This is a genomic window from Maribacter vaceletii, from assembly GCF_003634105.1.
GTDB lineage: Bacteria > Bacteroidota > Bacteroidia > Flavobacteriales > Flavobacteriaceae > Maribacter_B > Maribacter_B vaceletii.
This window is the reverse complement of sequence record NZ_RBIQ01000007.1, coordinates 780178-800942: the sequence shown is the minus strand read 5'-3', so window position 1 is coordinate 800942 and position 20765 is coordinate 780178. Positions and strand designations below refer to the sequence as shown.

Annotated in this window: 18 protein-coding genes and 1 tRNA gene; 8 read left to right on the top strand and 11 right to left on the bottom strand. The window is 31.3% G+C overall.

Going from position 1 to position 20765, the window contains the following annotated elements; translation table 11 throughout:
- Positions 1-27: 27 nt before the first annotated feature.
- From CLV91_RS03235 to CLV91_RS03225, 3 genes are all read left to right on the top strand, one after another.
- Positions 28-459, top strand: a complete 432-nt coding sequence (locus tag CLV91_RS03235) for a hypothetical protein (protein ID WP_121063917.1) — start codon at positions 28-30, stop codon at positions 457-459.
- Positions 460-604: 145 nt separating this feature from the next.
- Positions 605-1117, top strand: coding sequence for a hypothetical protein (locus CLV91_RS03230; protein WP_121063915.1), 513 nt, complete (start codon positions 605-607; stop codon positions 1115-1117).
- A gap of 50 nt (positions 1118-1167) precedes the next feature.
- Positions 1168-1545, top strand: a complete 378-nt coding sequence (locus CLV91_RS03225; protein WP_121063913.1) for a DUF423 domain-containing protein — start codon at positions 1168-1170, stop codon at positions 1543-1545.
- Here CLV91_RS03225 and CLV91_RS03220 read toward each other — a convergent pair.
- From CLV91_RS03220 to CLV91_RS03200, 5 genes are all read right to left on the bottom strand, one after another.
- A complete protein-coding gene (locus CLV91_RS03220) occupies positions 1535-3067 on the bottom strand; it encodes a carboxypeptidase-like regulatory domain-containing protein (RefSeq protein WP_121063911.1) in 1533 nt (510 codons plus the stop codon). The genes CLV91_RS03225 and CLV91_RS03220 overlap by 11 nt on opposite strands.
- A gap of 266 nt (positions 3068-3333) precedes the next feature.
- Complete coding sequence (locus CLV91_RS03215) at positions 3334-3489, bottom strand: FeoB-associated Cys-rich membrane protein (RefSeq protein ID WP_121063909.1); 156 nt, start codon at positions 3487-3489, stop codon at positions 3334-3336.
- Positions 3490-3491: 2 nt separating this feature from the next.
- Positions 3492-5729 carry a ferrous iron transport protein B gene (feoB, locus tag CLV91_RS03210; protein ID WP_121063907.1) on the bottom strand — a complete coding sequence of 746 codons (2238 nt, stop codon included), beginning with the start codon at positions 5727-5729 and terminating at the stop codon, positions 3492-3494.
- A 3-nt stretch (positions 5730-5732) separates the two neighbouring features.
- Positions 5733-5963 (bottom strand): FeoA family protein, encoded by a 231-nt coding sequence (locus CLV91_RS03205; protein WP_121063905.1) that lies wholly within the window; start codon positions 5961-5963, stop codon positions 5733-5735.
- 93 nt (positions 5964-6056) lie between these two features.
- On the bottom strand, positions 6057-6731 hold the full coding sequence (locus CLV91_RS03200) for an SCO family protein (protein ID WP_121063902.1): 675 nt from the start codon (positions 6729-6731) through the stop codon (positions 6057-6059).
- A gap of 162 nt (positions 6732-6893) precedes the next feature.
- On the opposite strand from CLV91_RS03200, the gene rseP reads away from it, so the two are divergent.
- Positions 6894-8249 (top strand): RIP metalloprotease RseP, encoded by a 1356-nt coding sequence (gene rseP, locus CLV91_RS03195; RefSeq protein WP_121063900.1) that lies wholly within the window; start codon positions 6894-6896, stop codon positions 8247-8249.
- Positions 8250-8330: 81 nt separating this feature from the next.
- Positions 8331-8404: transfer RNA gene (locus CLV91_RS03190), tRNA-Asn, on the top strand.
- A 153-nt stretch (positions 8405-8557) separates the two neighbouring features.
- Here CLV91_RS03190 and CLV91_RS03185 read toward each other — a convergent pair.
- Both CLV91_RS03185 and CLV91_RS03180 read right to left on the bottom strand, forming a co-directional pair.
- On the bottom strand, positions 8558-9421 hold the full coding sequence (locus CLV91_RS03185; protein ID WP_121063898.1) for a sugar phosphate isomerase/epimerase family protein: 864 nt from the start codon (positions 9419-9421) through the stop codon (positions 8558-8560).
- Positions 9422-9544: 123 nt separating this feature from the next.
- Positions 9545-10090, bottom strand: a complete 546-nt coding sequence (locus CLV91_RS03180; RefSeq protein WP_121063896.1) for a VOC family protein — start codon at positions 10088-10090, stop codon at positions 9545-9547.
- 309 nt (positions 10091-10399) lie between these two features.
- On the opposite strand from CLV91_RS03180, the gene CLV91_RS03175 reads away from it, so the two are divergent.
- Positions 10400-11296 carry a 3-keto-disaccharide hydrolase gene (locus tag CLV91_RS03175; protein ID WP_121063894.1) on the top strand — a complete coding sequence of 299 codons (897 nt, stop codon included), beginning with the start codon at positions 10400-10402 and terminating at the stop codon, positions 11294-11296.
- An 11-nt stretch (positions 11297-11307) separates the two neighbouring features.
- Positions 11308-12291: a LamG domain-containing protein gene (locus CLV91_RS03170; protein WP_121063892.1), complete on the top strand. Its 984-nt coding sequence runs from the start codon at positions 11308-11310 to the stop codon at positions 12289-12291.
- 86 nt (positions 12292-12377) lie between these two features.
- On the opposite strand, the gene CLV91_RS03165 is transcribed toward CLV91_RS03170, so the two are convergent.
- The gene (locus CLV91_RS03165) at positions 12378-13625 is read right to left on the bottom strand and encodes a glycoside hydrolase family 117 protein (RefSeq protein ID WP_121063890.1); all 1248 of its coding nucleotides are present in this window, start codon (positions 13623-13625) and stop codon (positions 12378-12380) included.
- Between the two features lie 163 nt (positions 13626-13788).
- Positions 13789-15009, bottom strand: coding sequence for a glycoside hydrolase family 117 protein (locus tag CLV91_RS03160; RefSeq protein WP_121063888.1), 1221 nt, complete (start codon positions 15007-15009; stop codon positions 13789-13791).
- A 276-nt stretch (positions 15010-15285) separates the two neighbouring features.
- Between CLV91_RS03160 and CLV91_RS03155 the strand changes: the two genes are divergently transcribed.
- Entirely contained in the window at positions 15286-16872 is a 1587-nt protein-coding gene (locus CLV91_RS03155) for a hypothetical protein (protein ID WP_121063886.1), read from the top strand.
- 540 nt (positions 16873-17412) lie between these two features.
- Here CLV91_RS03155 and CLV91_RS03150 read toward each other — a convergent pair.
- Both CLV91_RS03150 and CLV91_RS03145 read right to left on the bottom strand, forming a co-directional pair.
- Positions 17413-19017, bottom strand: coding sequence for a carbohydrate binding domain-containing protein (locus tag CLV91_RS03150; protein ID WP_121063884.1), 1605 nt, complete (start codon positions 19015-19017; stop codon positions 17413-17415).
- An 11-nt stretch (positions 19018-19028) separates the two neighbouring features.
- Positions 19029-20759, bottom strand: coding sequence for a RagB/SusD family nutrient uptake outer membrane protein (locus CLV91_RS03145; RefSeq protein ID WP_121063882.1), 1731 nt, complete (start codon positions 20757-20759; stop codon positions 19029-19031).
- Positions 20760-20765 lie beyond the last annotated feature (6 nt).

The following is a 20765-nucleotide window of genomic DNA, read 5'->3' as shown; positions in this document are numbered from 1 at the left end:
AACAAGGTATAGACTAAAACCCTTTTTATGGCAACAAAAAAAAGACACTGGTTATGGAATTTAATATTAATACTAACATTAGCTGTGTGTTTGTTAGCCTTTGTTGTTCACTATAAAAACTGGACAAAAATAGAGCCAGATGGTATTAAAATGGTCTCTGGAATATATTATAAAGAGATAAAATTTAATGAAGTAGATAGTGTGTCTTTAGTAGATAGAATACCCCCTATGGAACGTTTAAATGGTTTTTCTGCTTTATCTAAAGGTAATGGCTTATATAGGGAGTTTAAAGATTCTCTTACCAATAAAGAAGTACATGTTTTTGTTGATAATTTTGAACAGCAGAAAATTAAAATAGTATACCAAGATTCTTCAAAGCTATTTTTTAATTATAAAGATAGTTTAGAGACATTAAGCTTAGTGTCTCTTCTTAAAAGTAAAATAAAAACTAAGGACTAGTTTTTTTAACACAAAAAGTTAAAATTCAGATAATTAGAAATATTTCGGGTGATTTTCCGTTAGAACATAAATAGCAAAAGACACAAGTTCCCTCCTTTAAAGGTCATTTAGCTAAACCAAATCTAACATTCTAAAACCACCTACAATGAGAAAGCATCTATCTGTATTTTTTGTTTTTATTCTTAGTGTTACTTCCTATTTACAAGCACAAAAAAGTGTAGATATAGATGGTCGTTTACAGCCTATTTTAAATGATTTTTTTGAAGAATGTAAAAAGTATGGAATAGAGTATCATTCCAAATTATTTGAATTAAAAAATATTGATATAGTTAATAATTTACCGCTTGAAGAAGGAAATACGGTACTTGGGAAAGTATCTCGTAATGAAGCTGGTATGGTAGATGAAATATTAATTAATTGGGCTGCAATGTTAGACCCAGAAATTCTTAAAGTAGTAGCTTTTCATGAATTTGCGCATCATTTTTTAGACTATAAACACACCTGCCAAGACTGTAATGAAATTATGGCGGTAACCAATACTAGTTATTTTAATATTGCTAACGATTGGGAAAACCAGGTAGAAAACCTTTTTATTACCTCCCCTATATATTTAGCAAACAAAGAAGCGCATACTGTCGCTGTGAATACTTATAATTAGATAAAGAAGATATTTAAGATATAGCTATATTCGTTTCTTAAAATGAATTTATGGTTGGTGTAGCACAAATTTTTGGCGCTTTATTTGGAATGTTGGCAATTATCTTTGGCGCTTTTGGAGCGCATGCATTAAAGAAAATATGTAACGAGGACCAGCTAAAGAGTTTTGAGACAGGTGTAAAATACCAAATGTACCATGCCTTGTTATTATTACTTTTAGGATTTAATCTAAGGCTGGAAACAGTTTTAGAACGTACTTTAGTGTATTTTATAATTGTTGGGGTTATTCTATTCTCATTTAGTATTTATGGCCTTGTTTTAAGTGCTGCAAGAGGCAAAAAACTAAAGTTCTTAGGGCCTATTACTCCACTTGGAGGGCTACTTTTAGTTATAGGTTGGGGAATGTTACTATATACTTTTATTCTATAATTTCTGTATCCGAAATAAAATCGCGAATAGCTTGGTTAGGTTCTATTATATCATAACCTTTCCAAAAATCGGGATTATAGTTGGGCATATATGTAGGTAATATAGTGTTGTTTTCTTTAAAGGAATTATATTGGGAGTTGCTTATGGTAGTTTCATCAAAAACAACAAGTTCATATCTATTTATATTCCCAAAATCAAAATCTACTTTTAAGGACAGTTCATTTTGTTTTCTACGGCCTTTTACGTTTTTATTCTTTTCAATGATTTTCAGTGGTCTGCGAAAACCAGCTTTAATTCCTTTAGATATATCATAGTAACTTAAGTGATACTTTTTATCTTTTCCTTTGCTAAAAATAATTTTACCAGCGGCTAAATATTCTTTCATAGATACTCCAAGTAATCCAAAGTCACGCAAAGGTTTTACATTCTCAAAATCCATTCTAATTAATGCAAAATCATCAGAATTTATATAAAGCTTTCCTTGGTAATCTTCAGACCTTTTTGGTTTAAACGTAATAACATATACGGCAGCATCTCCTAAATAAGTAAAATCTTCAAGAGCTAAATTATATCTTCCAGGTTTAAAAAGTACATTATAATCAGAGCTTTCATAAACAGGAAGATTCTCGTAGAGTTTACCCATTGTTTCTCTTTTATATTTTGCAAAAAACTTTTTTCGTTCTTCTTTGTTCTTTTTTTCGTCTGCTAATTTTTTATTTAATGCAGCAACATCTGTTGAGTCTACTTCAGATTCAAACATTTCATCAGCATCTACTTTAGTTCCAAAAAGCCCAGATTTAATTTTAAAGTAAGAGTCCGTTTTTACATTTTCTTGCATAATTTTATTGAACTTTTCCTCTAGAATCTCAAAATCTAGCTCCATACTTTTATCATATAGTTCAGATGCTTTAATAAGATTTAGCTTTTGTTCTTCACTATCTCCCGCGCCATATAAATCTCCTAGAGCTTCATTGTAAACTGTATTGTTTTTTGGTATTTGACTAATAAGGTCATCTATAAATTTTTTGTTAAAGGCTTTTATGGTAGATTTCTTTAATGTATAATCTGTCTTTAAGATTCTATTATTATAGGTTTCTCTTAAAAAAACTCTTTTTTTGGCAAACCCTAGATTGTAATTTTTTAAAATACTGTCTTCTACAATTTCAAGTATTTCTTCTGGAGTATAGTTTTTATTTGTTACAATAACCGGGTTAAGCTCTATTGCCATAGGAGTTAAAGAAATAGTAGTCTCGGTAAATTCTTTTATGGGTTTTCCTAATGTTGCATACCCAATACAGGATATAAATAGAGAATCGGTCTCTTTAATTTCTTTGTTTAATAGAAAGCTAAAACGCCCTTCTTCATTCGTAATTACACCTTTGTTAATTAATTTTACAGTAACATAAGGTATTGGTTTTTGTGTGGCAGAGTCTACAATTGTTGCGGTTAAAGATTGTGCTTGGCTATTAGAACAAATAGCAGAAATAACTATAGAAATAACCCAAAAAGTAATTTTTTCCATACAAAGTTGTGTTGATTGTATTACAAACTAAAGGAAAGAGAAACAAATCAGCAGCCTTTTTTTAATTTCTTTAGTACAGTTTTATCTTTTTTTTAAGAAGCGTGACTGTCTTGTAGACGAATACGACAAAGTTTTGTTACTCGATAATCGAGATTTAAATGCTCCGAGGCTTGCCTCGAAATCAAAATTAGTTTCCAAATAAATGCCTCGCGGCTTGCCCCGAGTTAGTTTACTAATCTGGAGAGAATAAATTAAGCAGTATAAGGCTAACTACAACCACAGCCACCTTCTTGACCACAAGATTTAGTAAATTTGTTTTTGGTAACCTTTATTGGTTTAGGAAGAAAGAATTTTTTAACCAAAAAACCAATAGCAAGAAATAATGTTGCAAAAACTAAGATATCTTGGATAATTGTATTCATAATTAATTTAATATTTGGTATGCTGCTAAAGCTACAATATAAGCAAAAATGCTCATAAAAACTAGTTGTCCTGCAGGCCATTTCCAGGAGTTTGTTTCTCTTTTTACAATAGCTAAAGTACTCATACATTGCATTGCAAAAGCATAGAATAAAAGTAGAGAAACCCCAGAGGCAAGATTAAATAAAGGCTTTTTAGTTACAGGATTAATTTCTGCTGCCATTCGGTTTTTTATAGTATTTTCTTCATCACTACCAACACTATAAATGGTTGCTAAAGTACCTACAAATACTTCTCTGGCAGCAAAGGAGGTTAGTACAGCTATTCCTATTTTCCAGTCATAACCTAATGGTTCTACAACAGGTGTTATGGCTTTCCCAAGATACCCCATATAGGAGTTTTCTAATTTATAACTTGCTATTTCTTGGTTTTTAGCTTGCTTGTAAAGTTCTATACCTTTTAGTTTTAGGGAATCTTTTAATAATGCTGGGTTTGTTTTATAAAGTGTTTTGTCTTTACTTTCTAGTAAAACTTTTTTGTAGATTGCTAAATTTTCTACAATACTTTCTTGATTAAAAGAAGATAATCCTTCTTTTTCTATTTTATTTTCTATAATTGTGTCTGCATTTTTATAATTTTCAGAAAAGCCATTAGACCCTAAAAACCAAATAATTATAGAAATAGCTAAAATAATTTTACCTGCTCCAAATACAAAACTTTTGGTTTTTTCCCAAACAGTAAGTGCTACGTTTTTAAATAAGGGAAGTTTGTAATTTGGCATTTCTACTACAAAGAAAGACCTACTTTTAATTTTTAATATTTTGTTTAATATCATTGCAGATACTATAGATGCTGCAAACCCTAATAAGTAAAGTAGCATTAGCGTTAAGGCTTGGTAACTTAGGCCTAAAAACCTTCCTTCAGGAATTACAAGAGAGATAATTATTAAATATACTGGTAAACGCGCAGAACAAGTTGTAAAAGGAGTTACTAAGATGGTTATTAAACGTTCTTTCCAGTTTTCTATAGTTCTTGTGGCCATTACAGCAGGAATTGCACATGCAGTCCCGGAAATTAGTGGTACTATACTCTTACCACTTAATCCAAAAGGACGCATTATACGGTCTGTTAAAAAAACAACTCTACTCATATAACCTGTTTCTTCTAATAGGGCAATGAATAAAAATAAAAAGGCAATTTGGGGTATGAAAATTACAATACCACCAATACCAGCTAATATACCTTCGGCAATTAAATTTGTAAATGCTCCTTGTGGTAATGTGTTTTTAACCCATTCACTAGCTGTTGCAAAAAATTCGTCTATAAAATCCATTGGGTAACTACTCCAATCATAAATTGCTTGGAAAATAAGAAGAAGGATAAGAAAGAAAATTACATACCCAAATATTTTATGAGTAAGCACTTTATCTAAGCTAGCTCTCACTCCAGTAGCAGCATTAACATCTACATGATAGGCTTCTTTTAAGGTTTCATTTATAAATTTATACCTTAAAATAGTTTCTTTTTGTTGGAGCCTTTTAAGTTCTGATTTAGATTTTGTAGAAAAAGAAGATGTATCTGGTATTACCTTTTTTTCAATAGGCATAAAGTTTACATCTTGCGTAATAACTAACCAAAGTTTGTATAAATCTTCTTTAGGAAAAGCTTGTTGTAAGTTGTTAAAATACTGAGCATCAATTTTGGTAGTATCTAGGCAAGGTGTTGTAGACAAATTTTTATAATCTGTTATAAGCTCTTTTAATTTGTCTATTCCTGTTCCTTTTCTAGAACTTACTAGTGCAATTTTAGTGTCTAATTTTTTTTCTAGAAGTTCTATAGCAATAACAATCCCTTTTTTGGCCATTTGGTCTGCCATGTTAATGACTAAAAGGGTCGGAATTTTAAGGTCTTTTATTTGCGTAAAAAGTAAAAGATTTCGTTTAAGGTTTTCTACATCAGAAACAACAATGGCTAAATCTGGGTGGTTTTTATCGTTCTTGTTTAACAATAACTCTACCGCTACACTTTCATCTAAAGAAGTAGTGTTTAAACTGTAGGTGCCAGGTAAATCTATTATATGTGCTTTTACTCCTCTTGGTAGTTTGCAAACTCCCTCTTTTTTTTCTACCGTTATGCCCGGATAATTACCAACTTTTTGGTTTAATCCTGTTAGTTGGTTAAAAACTGAGGTTTTTCCTGTATTAGGGTTGCCTATGAGGGCTACATTTATTTGTTTACTCATAGGTTATTCTTCTATAAGATCTAACTTAATCTTTAAAGCCATAGCGCGTCTTATAGCAATATGAGAACCATTTACATTTATATAAATAGGGTCTTTTAGTGGGGCTACTTGTACAAGCTCTACCATATTACCTGGTAAACAACCAAGTTCTAGTAATTTTATAGGAAGAGAATCATAAGCAAAATCTTTGATAATACCTTTTTCTCCTCTTTTTAAGTTTGCAACTGTAGTCACTAATGTTTATTTAGATTCATTTTAATTAAGAGCAAAAGTAAGTCAAAAACCCGAATTCTAATAAGGCAATATGTAAAATTTCTTGAGAAGCTTTTATTCTATGTAGGTTTTTTTAAGAATCTTTAAATCGGATACTAATTTCTCTATGTCTTCAGTTTTTGTACCATCATAAAAACCTCTTATACGCTTTTCTTTATCTACAAGTATAAAATTCTCTGTATGTATCATATCAAAAGGGCCGCCATCTCCATCTGTTTTAACGGCTAAATAAGACTTTCTTGCCAAATCGTAGATTTCTTTTTTACTGCCAGTAACTAAATTCCATTTAGTATCTATTACTCCTTTTTCTAGTGCATATTTTTTTAATTGTGCAACAGAATCTATATCTGGAGTTACGGAGTGGGATAGTAGTAAAACATCGGTGTCCTTTACTATTTTAGATTGTATTACGCCCATGTTTTTGGTCATTATAGGGCAAATAGTGGGGCAAGTGGTAAAAAAGAAATCGGCTATATAAATTTTGTTCTTATAATTTTCTTGCGTAATTGTTTCCCCATTTTGGTTAGTTAACGAGAAGTTAGCTATGCTGTGGTATTTTTTTACATACTGTAGTGTACTATCTACTAATTCTGAGTTAACCATAGCTGGTTGATAAATTGGAAGTGTTTTTTTAGGAGTTAGCGCCGTATAAAACAAGTAAATTATTATACCAGAAAGTGCTAGCATAACTAATCCAAATAACTTGTATTTACTAAAAAAAGAAAGCATAATTTTTTATACAAAGGTACATTAGCGTGGTTTAGTAATCCAAATAAAGAAAGTTATATTGTTGCTAATAATATCATAAAAACGCTGCCCTAAAGGTAGTTTCTTTTTTTAAGACTTTGTAAAGATGTATTTTTGAGCCGATTTTAACGATACAAAACAAAAATGAATCCAATTTTAATTAAAACTATCCAATTCTTTTTAAGTCTATCTCTATTGATTGTATTGCATGAATTGGGGCATTTTATACCAGCTAAATTATTTAAAACTAGAGTAGAGAAATTTTATCTGTTTTTTGATGTTAAGTTCTCTTTGTTTAAGAAGAAGATAGGAGAAACCGTATATGGGATAGGTTGGTTGCCTTTAGGTGGGTATGTTAAAATATCTGGGATGATTGATGAAAGTATGGACACAGAGGCCATGGCCGAAGAACCAAAAGAATGGGAATTTAGAAGCAAACCAGCTTGGCAACGCTTAATTATTATGTTAGGTGGGGTAACAGTTAATTTTATATTGGCGGTAATAATATATATAGGAATGGCATGGTCTTATGGCGATGAGTATATTTCTGCTACCAGTTTAAAAGATGGTTTTTGGGTAACAGAACAAGCTATAGGAGATAAATTAGGAGTTAAAACAGGAGATTTAATAGTAGCAATAGATGGTGTTAAGATAGAAAGGTTTAGTAGTATGGTTGGTGGTATTGCTTATGGTAATACTATTACTATTAAAAGAGACGGTAAAACTTTTGAGCAAGAAATCCCAGAAGATTTTATTGCTAAATTAATAGAAGACGAAGATAAAATGCGTTTTCTAAGCTTAAGGCAACCATTTATAGTAAATGAAATTTCAGAGGGGTCTGTAAATAAAGACACAGATTTTCGTAAAAATGATGTTGTTTTAAAAATAAACGATACAGATGTTACTTATTTAGATCAAGTAAAACCATTATTAGAAGAAAATAAAGGAAAAGACATACAAGTAACTTTAAAAAGAGAAGGTGGCGATGTAGAGACTATTGCTGCAAAAGTAAGTTCAGAAGCAACTTTAGGTGTTGCATTAGGAGCAATGACAATGCAACAATACCAGGACAAAGGATATTTTAAGATAGAGAAAGTAAAGTATTCTTTTGTAGAATCTATACCAGCAGGTATAGATAAAGGAATAAAAACCTTGTCGGATTATATAAAGGGGATGAAAAAAATATTTAACCCTTCAACAGGAGCTTATAAAGGAGTAGGTGGTTTTGCTGCAATTGCAGGTATTTTTCCAGATGCTTGGAACTGGCCAGCTTTTTGGAGCGCAACAGCGTTTATTTCTATTATTTTGGCATTTATGAACATATTACCTATACCAGCTTTAGACGGCGGACACGTAATGTTTTTATTATATGAGATGATTACTGGAAGAAAGCCTAGTGATAAATTTATGGAGTATGCACAAATGACAGGCTTCTTTATTTTAATAGCTTTATTATTGTTTGCCAATGGTAATGATTTATATAAATGGCTTGTAAAATAAAAACAATAAAAAATTGTTTGGTGAATTTGAAAAAACATTTATATTTGCACCCGCTTTGGGTTACTAAAGCAAAAATAACACTCCTCCTTAGCTCAGTTGGTTAGAGCATCTGACTGTTAATCAGAGGGTCCTTGGTTCGAGCCCAAGAGGGGGAGCAAAAAGCGAAATCCAATCTATTTATTTAGATTGGATTTTTTTGTTTTTAGTAAGTTTTGAATAAATTGACTTATATATTTCAGGATTTAGAAAACATATACCATATTGATATTTAAGTTTAATTTATAAATTTTAATTATAAAATAATAATCTTACTCAAAACCAATATTACTAAGTGCTTTATGACTTATTTTTATGGCTTCTATGGGTTTTAAATTATCATATGTAGCATCTTGTTCTACCATATAATATTTCATGCCAGAAGCTTCTTTTTGAGTTAAAATACGTGCAAAATCTATAGACCCTTTACCCACTGGAGCAAATCTTCCTTGTGCATCCATATCTTTAACGTGCCATATTATGAACCTTCCAGGATATTTATTAAAATACACTATAGGGTCTGCTCCAGCTTTTGTAACCCAAAAAAGGTCCATTTGAAAATTAACATACTCAGGGTTACAGTTCTTTAATAAATAGTCTATAATAACAACGCCATTACTATTTTTTTTAAATTCAAAATCATGGTTATGATATAATAACTCTAAACCAGCTGCATTAGCTTTTTTTCCTAAAGTATCCAAAATGTTTGCCAATTCTGCAGCGGTTCCTTTCATACTCATAGTATTATTCGAATTGTTGTATTGGAACATTCCCATAGGAGGTATAGGCACTACAAAATACTTAAAGCCTGCAGCTTTAACATTTGCCATCATTTTATCTGCGTTTTCAAGAGTAACACTACTATGATGACTACTAATTGGGTTTAATTGTATTTCTTCTAAAAATGTTTTAAAATATTTAGGAGTCATATTATAAAACTTTCCATCATTGTATCCTGCAGCTTCTATATTTTTATAACCGGTTTTTGCAATTTCTTTTAAGGTGTTTTTAGCATTTACTCCCATAGCATCTCTAACAGTATAGAGTGCTAAACCGCCAACTTTTTTTTGGGAGTTGCAAGAAGAAATTATGATGGATAATAATATAAAGAGGATAAATTTATTTTTAGAAGTCATAAGTATATTAGTTTTAAATTTTATGTTTTGTAATTGTAGGGAATATAATAAACAAAAAACCTCTACAAAATTGTAAAGGCTTTTATAATATTTTTTGTTTTTACTACTGTAATGCTACTAGTATTAATCCCATGCAGATAAACCAATGATTTCTCCATTTGGACCTACAAAAAAGGTGTATTTATCTTTAGCATAATTTTCATTTTCTAACTCGTAACCTTCTTCTTTTAACATATCTCCAATAGGCACAATATCATTTACTTTAAGCATAAAGTGATTGTGGTTCGTGTTTCCTATAGGGCCAATGGTATCTATAAATTCTGGAGAAGTAAGTGATAATCCAATAGTTAAATCATCGGCTTTTAACTTCATCGCTAACATACCTTCAAGACCAGGTCCGTGAAAAACTTCTGCATCAACCATTTTAAAACCAAGAATTTCGCGGTAAAGTTTTAGAGTTTTTTCTAGTTGAAGTACGTGTACACAAATATTTTTTAAACCAATAACTCTTGCCTTTGTTTTCTCTTCTTTAGTTGTAATTTTTGCATCCTTACTCTGAGCAAAAATATTATTTGTTCCTAAAAAAATAAACATTGTTAGAAAACAACATTTTAAAATAGTGTTTGCCCAACCTTTTTCTTTTTTACTCTTACTACTATAAATTTTCATATTAAATATTGTTTTCTTAAAAATAAAACAAATTATTAAAGTTGGCAGCTAAACATACATAGATAAAAACTGAATATATTAAATTTTAAAATTGCTGTTTTTGCTGTTGTTAGTTTTTTCCATGAATAAAAACTAGACAACACACTTAAACTACTGTATTATAGTAAGCTTTGCTAGGTTTTTTTGTAATATTACTAGAGTATATTTTATTAAAATATGTATTGTAGTAATACATTTTATAGTTCGCAGAATAACATATTTATTTTTCTTCAATAGAATTTAACTTTAAATAATTAACTAATTAATAGTATGAAACTTTGTAAAAACGTTTTGCCTATACTTTTACTTTTAATTTCTTGTAATCAAGAAAAAAAAGAAAAACAAAATCTTGATGAGGTTTATGAGTGGGAAGAATTAATAGATAAAGAATTAACACAGTGGGATACTTATTTAAGTTACCAACACCAAGTTGGTTATGATGGTTCGGTGCCAAAAGATAAGAATGGTGAAGAAATTATGCCTATAGGTATAAACAATAAAGGTTATAGTGTTTTTACAACTTTACAAGAAGGGGAAGATACTATTATAAAAAATACAGGGGAATATTATGGCTGTTTAATAACAAAAAAAGAATATAAGAATTACCATTTTCAGTTAAAATATAAATGGGGAAATCAAAAATGGGCTTATCGTAAAGATTTGCTCAAAGATTCTGGTATTTTATATCATTCTATAGGCCCAATGGCTGTAGAGTATTGGCGCTCATGGATGTTATCTCAAGAGTTTCAAATTATGGAAGGGCATACTGGAGATTTTTGGAGTCAAGCAAATTCTGCTATAGATATTAGAGCATATAAACCCGAGTCTGTTTTAGATCCGTCTGCAAATAAGAATCAAGACTTTTTACCAATTGGTATGGGTAGCCCTTATAAAAATTACTGTTTACGTAGTGGTGACTTTGAAAAAAAACATGATGAATGGAATACAATCGATTTAATTTGTTTTGAAGGTAAAAGTTTGCACGTAGTTAATGGAGAAGTTGTAATGATATTAAAAAACTCTAGATATATAGATGAAAATGGGAAAGCAATACCATTGACTAAAGGTAAAATACAATTACAAAGTGAAGCTGCCGAAGTGTTTTTTAAAGATATTAAGATAAGAGAGATAGATTCACTAACACAACAACAAAAAGAACTTTTTTAAAATTAATAAGCATGAAAATATATTTAATTGCATTTTTTGCTATTACAGGTCTTTTTTTTTCTTGTTCCTCTAGTTCAGAAAATGGAGAGGAAGAGAAAAAAGAGGTTAAAGATCCTGTAAAAGATGACGATAAGGATACTATTGAACCATTTGAACTTTCAGATTTAGACCCTAATTTACCGTCATTTGTTTCTGTTATAGATAAAACCCCAGAAGGTAAAAAATGGGAAAAGGTAGAAGAAATGTCAGATGAATTTGATGCTTGGGATGAGGATAAGTGGTTTAATTCTTTTTGGAATTACGGTAATACGCCGGTATGGATGCGCGAGGAAAATTCTTTTGTAGAAGACGGTAAACTTTGTATTAAGGCTACACTTCGAGATGATCCTTCTAACTGGTTTCAAACTGCCCGTGTACATTCAAAAACTCAAATTAGTTACCCAATGTACACAGAATGTAGTATGAAAACTTCTAGTATTTCTGCTTTTAATACTTTTTGGTTAAATAATGGAGATATAGATAATAGGGATGAGATTGATGTTGTTGAGAATAATGCGAACCCAACGCCAGAATGTAGCGATCAAACAACAAAACCAAGTAATTTTCCATGGACACCTTGGGATTTCCCTACACAGATGAATTCACAATACTTTATTGCTAAATCAGGTGTAACGGAAAGGCATGAAGATAATTTTGATACTAGGATGTTATCTGATGCCAATCCTAATAAAGACAAAACTTGGGATGAAACATACCATATTGTAGGCGCCTGGTGGAAAGATGCTAGAACTGTGCAATTTTATTTAAATGGGGAAGAAGCTGGTACTGTTACAACTAATCAAGATTTTACAAGAGATTTAGAGTTAATATTTGATATGTGGACTTCTACAGAATGTTATTTGGGAGGTCTACCGCAAAAAGAAGAATTAAACAATGATTCTAAAAATACTATGCGTGTAGATTGGGTACGTACATGGAAGTTAAATGATAAGTAGAATATATTAAGAATTTGAGTTAAGTTTAGTTTTGAGTATAGGGCATAGCATAATGTTATGCCCTTTTTAATTTTTATGGTTTAGTTTTAATTTGTAGTCTTTAATCGAGAGTCATATTTATAGTCGATACTATTTTTATAATCCTTAATCATATTATGCTTTTCTCTAACTTTATTGCCATTTTCTAAAGATAAATTACACTCAAAACGTACAAAATGATAGTAAGGAAATAACTTATGGCTAATTCCCCAGGTTATACCTTGTCCTGGTTCTACATTAACATCTGTAAATTTTCCGGGTCTATATGTTCCACCACCTTTAGGAATGGTAAGCCCCTGAATAACAGGATAAAAATTTATTCCATCTTCAGCAAATAGGATACTATTTCTTTCTGGCCCCTCGGGTAATGTTGCACAAACACCATTACGATATGGCCATACCATACTACCATGACCACCCATTAAGACTGGGTTATATTTAGATTTAACATACGGACCTTCTGGATTATTTGCTATGGCAACGCCAGTGGAAAGTGGTATGTCTGCATGTTCTTTATTATATTCTCCTGGAGAAATATTAGTAGTCCACGGTAGTCGCCCATGACTTTTGTAATATAGAAAGTATTGTCCTCCTTTAACAAAAAAAGTAGGTTCATGTATAACTTCTGCATCCCATTCCTTTTGTGAGCCTGGTTGTAGAATGGGTTCATCTAAGGCTTTCCAAGGACCATTCGGGGAATCTGCTACGGACATCCCAATAACATTTGGGGTAAAATCTCCTGATGTAATAAATAATTTGGACCATCGAGCATCTTTTATACTTTTAGCCGCCTGATAAGCTAAGTAGTACTTGCCATTAGCAAACAATATTTCTGGATTAAATACACTACGATGATCATAGTTGCCCACTTTGCCACGAGAAACAGCTGCACCTTGTTCTTCCCATTTAAATCCGTCGGAAGATGTTGCATACCAAATATCACATAAATCCCAATGAAAAGCTCTTAAACTGTCATTTGCGTTGTTTGGTCCAACTACTTTAGTATTTAATTTAGGTTTTGAATACCACATGAAGTATGTACTATCTTTTTTTATAATACTTGAGGGGTAATAGCGCTCCACTCCTTTTTCAAAATCAAAACCTTCAATTTTTTTAAATGTAAATTGGGTGTTAAACTCATTATATTTTTCATAGACTACCTTGTTTTCACGAAATCGTTTATAGGATGCACTTTCGTATTTTTCTGATTTTTTGTTTTGACATGAAAACAGACCTAGTATAATAAGGACTAAGACAAAATTCATTTCTTTCTTTCTATTTGTTTTTCTTATCATAATACAAGTTGCGTTTACTTTTATACTGAAATTATATATCTATAGTATTGCTTATTTAGTAGTTGTTTTTTTTATATAGTTTATCTTTAAGGTTAGTTATGTAATAAAAAAAGGGTAGTAACTATTTTTAGAAACTACCCTTTTTGCTCATTATTTTTTGTAGTTACTCTCCTTTAGCTCTATGCTGTTTTTTTGTTTTTGATGTAAAACTCATAATACTTTGATAGTCCCAGCTATTATACATATGAGATAAGCCCCATCTTAATATTTCTGTTGGCTCTTTTTCATTATCACTTGCTCTGTTAAGGCCAATTGCATGAGCTTTTACTCCTGGTATTACAGACATTATTTCAAAATTTATACCATCTAGAGACCATTGAATAGTATTTTTTTCTGGACCGTCTGTAGTTATTAATGCCGCAATACCTCCATTATATGGCCAAACACAAATTTCATGTCCACTATTACTTATTGGGTTGTAAGGAGATTTTATATAAGGGCCTTCTGGCTTATCTGCTATGGCAAGACCATGACGTATTTGCCTACCTCCAAAAGTAATTTCTTCTCCCATTTGCTCCCCTTTATAATAAAGATAAAATTTACCTTTATAAGGTATTATACAAGGGTCATGTACTTTATGACTATCAAAATCACCTTTTTGTTCTACAGCAAATCTATCTTGTTTTTCTCCTTTCCATATTCCATTATCTGCGGGGCTAAGTATAGGTTCTTTACTTTTTGTCCATGGACCATTTGGAGAATTAGACCAAGCTAATCCTATTTGGTTTTTTACTCGAACTGTATATGGAGATTTTACGGTTTGATAAGATAAATAGTATTTGTTTTCATGTTTCATTATCTCAACTGTAAACACAGACCTGTCATCATATTCTCCTTTTTTTCCTCTAGCAACAGCTAGGCCTTCTTCTTTCCATGTTTCTCCATCTTCAGAAGTTGCATACCAAATGTCGCAACGATCCCAAGGAAAAACTTTTTTGTTTTCAACATCGCCTCCAAACCCTTGTGTTGGCCCGGTACTTTTAGAATACCATACATAATATTTGCCATTCTCTTTTATCATGGCACTAGGATCTCTACGTACTACCCCTTCTTCATAGGCTAAATCTCCTTTTAAGGGACTTAGGTTAGAAAACTCTACAAACCATTCGTTGCCAAGGTCTGTAGGCCACTTTAAAGCTCTTTTAGATGCTGCGCTTAAATGGTTTACATCTGTTATGCCTAAATGATCTATTTGTTCTTTGCTTATTTTAGAGATTTCTAATTTTTGGGAATTTGTAGAGGATGTATTTTGTGCAGTAGAATAAGTCGTAATTAGTAACGTTGAAAGGGACAGAAAAGTGAGTATTCTTTTTTTTAATTTCATTTTGATTTATTTAAATTATTTCTAATAGGATTTTAATAGTCATTGCTATATTGATATTTTTTTAACTTCTTTTTATACAAAAATGAATTTAATAAGGTGAAAAACCCTTATTTTTTGATGAATTAAAACTGAACATTCCTAAAAAGGAGTGTAATTATAATGGATTATAACTAATCAAATATTATATTGAGTTAGACATTAACAGCATTGAATTTGTTCAGTATTAAATTTGGATAGTACTGTCATATAAATAGATATGAAGTAAAATTTTAGAAAATGAAAAATGGTATGGGGTTACAAAAAGTGTTCATCATTATTTTATGCATATTATGTACATATGCAAATGGGCAAGAACCTTATGTAACAAATAAGTATATTGAAAAGGCAAGGCAGTTAACAGAAAAAAATATAGATAGTGCTGTTTATTATTTAAATAGGGGTATTGATAATTATAGTAAAGAAAAAGACACATTAAACTTGATTAATAGTTTATGTCAACTATCTGCACTTTACAGTAATATATTAGATTATGGAAAATCCTATGACGGTTATTGGGATGCTTTAATTCTTGCCGATTTGTCTAGTGATACTATTTCTAAGTCTATGATTTATCAGGAATTAGGCTGGTTATATAATTCCTATAGAAGGGAACAAGAGTCTTTAGATTATTTTAATAGATCTTTAAAGCTTAAAAAAAAATTGGTTAAGCAAAAAAAAATTGGAAATGATTATTTAGTTAGTAACTATTTTGCAATAGTTAATTGTTACCGAGTAAATAATAACTTAAAAATGGCTAAAGTTTATTTAGACAGCTGCAAGGTAACCTTAAAAGAAATAGGGCCTAATGAAAAATCCATTTATGTAGAGTCCGAAGTTGCTTATTATAATGCAATTGTAAAAAAAGATTACAAAGAATCTCTTAGTAAATTAAATAAAGCTAAAGATTATTTTGCAAAAAAAGACCCTTCATATCTATCCATTATTCATTTTCTTTTTGGCAAAATATATACGCATAAAGGGGATTATAGTAAAGGAATAAATTCATTTAAAAACTCTCTTGCTTTCTCTGAAAAGTATAATAAGCATTTAGGATATAAATTATTTAATTATGATATTTTATCAGAACTATATTATAATAGTGGTAATTATAAAGAAGCGTTTATGTATAAAGATAAAGCTGAAAAATTAAATGAAAAAATATTTGGAAGAAGTAGTAAAAACAATAAGCATTTAATAGAAATAAAGGATAAATATAGGCTTCAAAAAGAAAAGGAAATAGAAATGCTTAATGAGGCAAAAATTCAAAAACTTGAAACCCAAAAAAGAATTAGTTTTTTACGAAATATTTTAATGACAGCGGTCATTGTTTTTTTGTTACTGTATGGTTTTCTTTTTTTTAGAAATCTAAGAAGAAAAAATAATTTGGAAAAGGAAAAAATTAATGAGGTTATGAAGTTAAAGAATAGAGAACTTACAACTTCTGTACTGCAATTAATAGAAAAGGAAGAGTTTATAGTTAAATTAAAAAATAGTATTGCCAAAGGGGAAGATATTGATGTTAGGGCAATACATAGTATGGTTAATAGTTTTCAAAACTCTATTGGAGATAGCTGGAAAGAGTTTGAAACTAGGTTTATTTCTGTAAATCAAAATTTTTACAAGAATATTCAAAATAAATACCCAACCTTAAGTCAAACAGATTTAAAGCTATGCGCCTTACTTAAACTTGGTTTTTCTAGTAAAGAAATGTCTTCTTTATTGGGAATTACAATAGAAAGTGCCCATACATCTAGGTATAGACTAAGAAAAAAATTAAACTTAAAAAAAGGAACTAACCTTGTTAAGTTTATGACAAAATTTTAAGGATTATAAATGACATTTAGTTAGCCTAGACTTTTATTAAAAGAGAAAGTTACTCCCATTTTTCTTCCTAAAAGAAAGCGTCCTTTTTTTGCCCAAGATATATATGCTTAATCCAAAATATTTGAGTCGTAATGTATAATGTATATATTAAATACAAAAAGTCCTTTAAAAGCTTTAGAAAGGGTTATTTGTGGCATAATTAGAAATTAAAATCTATATATAAATACTGTGAGAGGATTGTATAGGCCTAATGTTAAGACCAATAAGAATTAATAGATTATACTATTTAAATTCAAGTTTAAAATATGTGTCATTAGTAATAATACGATAATTTACAATATAAGAATACCTCTTTGATCTAATTCTATGTATTGTCATAGTAAATCCTTAACTAAAATTGGAATTGCAGAAATAAGGGATAAATAAAAGGGGTAGTAATTTAAAATTACTACCCCTTTTTTATATACTAAACTTTATAACGCTATTTTAATAAGTCATCTAATATTTCTAATTAGTGCTTTACTAATTTCGCGTTCAAAATTATGGTCTAACAGGAACCTCAGCTAAGAAAAAGTCATCTAAATAGAAGACAAGAGCATTATCATGAAATTCGTTAAATCCTCTAATTAACCAAGTTATGTCACGACCAGCTCCTGCATCGAATATTTGACTTTGGTAAAACCACTCCCCTGTAGGCATGTCAGAAGTAAATGTAGTTGGCACCAGATTTGGTCCACTCCAGTCATGCGCATAAAGTTGAATATCTGCAGATTCACTACCAGTTGGAAGTGCAGTTAAATCACTTTCGATGTATATCCAGTAGCCAAATTCATATCTTTTACCAGTTTCTATTGGAAAAGTAATAGGGTTTCCTCCAGACTCAGGTCTAACAATCATACCACCATTAGGTCTTAAGTTAACCTTAAGACTTTTCTCTCCTGTGCGAGGAGTCTCTAAGTCCATACTTATATCAAATCCATCCCAAGGAGCTCCCCAATTTTGATAAGGATAATTGCTAACATCTGTTGATTCAAAACTGTGATCATATGCGGTATTAGGGTAGATATTAATAAGAGGGTCAAAATCTGTTAATAGTACATCTGTAAAACCTTCAGATGCAACTTCATCAGTTGTTCTTAGGGCTCCGGGAGTATAACTTACATAAACTTGGTCATCGTTATAAAGTTGTGTTCCATCTAGTTCTAAAATAACAATAGTAGCTTCATCTTTGTCAACACTTACAGATGCAACTGTAGGAGTAAGCACAATAGGATTCATTTCGTCTGTGTTATTTTCTATACGAACCGCGAAATCATTAGCGTTTACCGTTGCAGCATCTATTTCTCTACTAAATTCTAAAGTAATTAGATCCTCTCTTTCAGCAACTCTATCCAGAGTAACGGGAGCAGTAGAAGGAATCACCTTTATTAACTTTTCAAAGAAAAGGGTATCGGCGTCGGTAGGGCGAAATCTATCAGCTATGTATTGTAAATCCCAAGAACCTAACTTGCTAAATTTCATATCTACAAAATCATCTGTAAGCTCATGACTAATTTTATTGGGCTTTCCACCATCAGAAGACCAATTTATATTCTGAGGTTCTCCAATTGCTGTATAACTTAATCGAATGAAATTACTCGCTTCTAATTCATGTTCGGCATTATCTGCTAAATTTAGCTCCGTACCAGTACTACCATCTGGATTAACACGGTGTGCCTTTAATACTGAAGAGATGGAGTCTAGTACGGTTACTACAATTGTAGTATCTAACTCTCTAGTATCGCTAGGTTCACTACTATCTTCATTGCGAAAAACATTTCCTTTGAATTTTTGATTAAGTACAACATCATAAACACCTGCTTTATTAAATTTTGCTTTAATAACATTTTCGGATGATGTCTGTCCACTTCCTCCATCGACAATGTTTCCATTTGCAGGTAAAGTCCATGTTCTAGATTCAACACCACGGGATATATCCCCAAAATCAATATCTCCACCAACAATTACTTTGTTTTCAAAGTTCATTTCGGAGGTTACAATAACTCGATGGCTCACATCAGTTATATTCAAATCTTCTTGCTCTTCACAACCTACAAACAGTAGCGTTAGAATAAAAAGCATACTTAAAAATTTATTTTGTTTCATGTCTAGCAATTTTAATTATTAAAATTTGGATTATTTAACGCTTCTCCTGTAGGGATTGGGAAATAGTCGTGTTGATCCGATTGGTAGTTGTCAGAAGAAAGCAGAAAATCTTGTCGAACAAATCCTGGTATATATAAAGGAGCTACACCATCACCAGAAATATCTAAATTCTCATTTCTCCAAACTTCATCTGCACGTAATTCATCAAAAACCTCTTTAACGATGCCCCATCGAACTAAATCTTTGTAACGGTGCCCTTCAAAACAAAGCTCTATTTTTCGCTCTACTTTTTGAATATGTTCCATCACTGTTTGTGCATTAGGAGCAACAAAAGTTAGATTCCCATCATTAACTTGTGGACTCACATGAAACGCTGGAAACATTCCGCCATTCATATCCATATACTGTTGTAAGGTATACACACCTGCACGACTTCTTACCATATCGATATATTGAATGGCAGTCATATGATCACCACTATCATTGATTATAGCTTCAGCATACATTAATAGAACATCTGCATAACGAATATGTCTAAAGTTTATTCCACTACGTCCCATTAAAGGCTCTGATTCCATATGATACCAGTTAGAATGTTTTTTTACGTATGCACTTATTCCACCACCCCAGCTAGCTTTAGATTCAGCAAATGGTTCTAAATAATAATCACCTTCCCCATTTTTTGGAGCAATGGTATAATTCATTCTACGAGATTCTACATTACCGTCGTTAATAGGGTTGTTTGGATCTACCTCATCATGCACTAACAATTCATGCAAACTATATGAAGTAAGAACCGTGTTAAAAGCACCATGTGCAAGGGTACCTATTTCATTAGACATAGCAGTTGCCTCAGCTGCTGGACCGCCTTGTGTAGTATTATCTTTAGTGGCACCACCAGCTCCTGGGGCTAAATCGAATGAGAAGTTTACTTCAAAAATAGATTCTTCATTATATTCGTTAAAGTGCGTAAAATTATCTTCAATATTACGTGTTAAACCATATATGCCAGAATCTATTACTTCTTTGAATAAAGTTGCTGCTTCACCCCATTGTTGGTCATATAAATACACTTTGCCTAATAGTGATGTTGCCGCACCCCATGTAGCTCTACCTACTTGATCTGCTTCCCATGATTCAGGTAAGTTATTCATGGCAAATTCAAGATCTGGAATAATTACCTGCGTATTTACATCAGCCATACTTGATAGGGGTTGGTCCAATTCTGCCAAAGTTTCCGCAACTCCATCATGAATCATTGCACCTCCATAGGTGTGTACAATTTGAAAATAAAAGAACGCTCTCAAAAATCTAGCTTCCGCTTCAATTTTTGCTTTAGCCTCATCATTTAAAATATCTTCCTCAACTATTTCTAACTGAGAAAGTATGCTGTTTGCTCTAAAAACACCAACATATAGCTCTTCCCACTTGTTCGTAACGTGATTTTGAGCGTTATTATACGTTAAATTTCTAAATGGAGAAGGACGATACCAAGGTTGCGTACCAGCTATATCTCCTAGTACAAACTCCTGTACCAATTCTGATCCACTCACTCCTCGGTACTGTAAAGCACCATACACTGTAGTAAGTGCAGAATTAAAATCAGTCTCTGTTTTCCAAAAGTTAGCTTCTGTAAGCGCATTTGGATTTTGTTCGTCTAAAAATGTACTTTCGTTACAACTAGTAATAACTAGCGCAAGAAGTGCAAGACTTTTAATTATTATTTTATTCATTGATTTCATAGTTAT